This is a genomic window from Mycobacterium sp. 4D054 (assembly GCF_052245755.1).
GTDB lineage: Bacteria > Actinomycetota > Actinomycetes > Mycobacteriales > Mycobacteriaceae > Mycobacterium.
The window spans coordinates 1-865 of the sequence record NZ_JBQQCF010000155.1 but is presented as its reverse complement, the minus strand read 5'-3'; the positions used below and the strand labels follow the sequence as shown (position 1 = coordinate 865).

Annotated in this window: 2 protein-coding genes; one reads left to right on the top strand and one right to left on the bottom strand. The window is 58.3% G+C overall.

Annotated elements, in window-relative coordinates; all coding sequences use genetic code 11:
* On the top strand, positions 1-474 hold a 474-nt coding region (locus ACTWP6_RS30360), incomplete at its 5' end, for a hypothetical protein (protein WP_443189646.1).
* On the opposite strand, the gene ACTWP6_RS30355 is transcribed toward ACTWP6_RS30360, so the two are convergent.
* Positions 455-667 carry a hypothetical protein gene (locus ACTWP6_RS30355; RefSeq protein WP_443189645.1) on the bottom strand — a complete coding sequence of 71 codons (213 nt, stop codon included), beginning with the start codon at positions 665-667 and terminating at the stop codon, positions 455-457. The genes ACTWP6_RS30360 and ACTWP6_RS30355 overlap by 20 nt on opposite strands.
* Positions 668-865 lie beyond the last annotated feature (198 nt).

The following is an 865-nucleotide window of genomic DNA, read 5'->3' as shown; positions in this document are numbered from 1 at the left end:
CAGTTCCTCGTCACACTGACGGTGCACACGAACAAGATCAATTCGACAACGGCGGCACAGGCCACATCAGCACGCTCAATGACGTCCACATACCCCGTGATCGTCATCCCGAGAGACGGTCAACACCAGCCACACGAACAGGTCGACGGGTCCTTCCATTTCCGCGGATTCACCTACCTCGTCGAAGCACGCTGGCGAAGCCAACCACCCACAACCGGCGATCTCGCCGACTTCAAGGTCAAAGTGGATGGAAAACTGGAAAGCACCCGCGGGCTGTTTATCTCCATGATCGGATTCAACGACGAAATCCTGGAGCATTTCGCAAACGTCAGCGGCAAACGCAACGTCGTGTACATGACCGGCCAGGACCTGGCCCTCATCTTCGAAGGACGCATCAGCCTGGTCGACGCACTGATCAAGAAGATCGACGCCGCCGAAAAGCAGGGCCGCTACCTCATCGACCTCTCCCAGTAGTCTCGGTGGCCAGCTCGTGCAGCGGTCTCGTGACGAGTGCTTCGATCAGGTCGACCGGCATCGCACCGACAGCGGGCAGGAATTCGGTGTGGCCGGTGAACATCGCAATGTCGCATACCGCTAGCCAGGACGTGACGATGACGACTACCGTGGTCAGCAGAAGCTTGAGCGCGGTCAGCAGATGTGAAGACATGCCTCCTCACAGGGGTTAAAAGCGACGACGACCGTGGCCGTCTCCACCGCAACCCGACTGGCGGCGGTAACCCTTAGCCTCGATCCACCGATGTATCGGCTGGTCGCAGGGTGTCGGAATGAGGAAAGTGCCCTTTGAACTGGGAAGATTGGTGTTCTCTACGCACTAATCAGTCCAGGTCAGAAAGGCACTTCCGGT